The organism is Pseudoroseomonas cervicalis ATCC 49957 (genome assembly GCF_000164635.1).
GTDB lineage: Bacteria > Pseudomonadota > Alphaproteobacteria > Acetobacterales > Acetobacteraceae > Pseudoroseomonas > Pseudoroseomonas cervicalis.
In genome coordinates this window covers 1-984 of sequence record NZ_GG771079.1, presented here as the reverse complement: position 1 = coordinate 984, position 984 = coordinate 1, and the positions used below count along the sequence as shown (strand labels likewise).

Here is a 984-nt window from a genome sequence, read left to right as displayed (position 1 = left end):
ATGCCGGGCGCGGCTGCGCGCGGATTAGGCGGGCCGCCGCCCGGCGCAGGCCGCGCTTGCCTTCGCCCGGCCGGCGGTTCACACCGGCGGGCGGGCACAGGAGGCACCATGCGGCTCTACGAAATCCCGGCGCATCTGCCCTTCCTCGGCACCCTGGCCGCCGGGGTGCTGCGCTGGGTGGGGCAGGACGACCCGCTTTCGCTGTCGCGCACCACCATCCTGCTGCCCACCCGCCGCGCCGCGCTCGCGCTGCGCGAGAGCTTCCTGCGCGAATCCGGCGGCCGCACCCTGCTGCTGCCGCGCATGCACGCGCTGAGCGGCCTCTCCACCCAGGAGGCGGACGAGCTGTCGCTGCCGGTGCTGCTCGACCTGCCGCCGGCGGTGGCGCCCGCGGTGCGGCACTCGGTGCTGACATCGCTGGTGATGCGCCTGCCGTCGCGCTTCGGCGGGCCGGACACGCCGGAACAGGCCTGGCGGCTGGCCACCGCGCTGGCCGAATGGCTGGACGAGACGGCGCTGGAAGGCTGCGACATGGCGCGGCTGGAGACGCTGGTGCCGGAGGAATTCGCCACCCATTGGCAGGTGACGCTGACCTTCCTGCGCGGCGTGCTCTCCGCCTGGGAGGCGTGGCTGGCCGGGCAGGGGCTGATGGATATCGGCCCGCGCCGCGTCGCGGCGCTGCGCGCCCAGGCCGATTCCTGGAAGCGCGAACCGCCGCGCGACCCGGTGATCGCCGCCGGCATCGGCGCCGGCGGCACCATCCCCGCCGCCGCCGCGCTGCTGAAGGTGGTGGCGCAGATGCCGCAGGGCTGCGTCGTGCTGCATGGCGCGGGCGAGGTGAAGTCCGACGAACTCTGGGCCGCGATCGGCGAGAGTCCCACGCATCCGCTGGCCGGCCAGGTGCGGCTGCTCTCGGCGATGGATGCGACGCCGCGCGACCTGGAGCCCTGGCCGGGCTGCCCGGCGGGCGACCCGGCGCTGGAG

1 pseudogene is annotated in these 984 nt (G+C 75.6%); it reads left to right on the top strand.

The features are described 5' to 3' along the window. Window positions 1-108: 108 nt before the first annotated feature. Window positions 109-984: pseudogene (locus tag HMPREF0731_RS21820) on the top strand (double-strand break repair protein AddB); the annotation flags it as partial.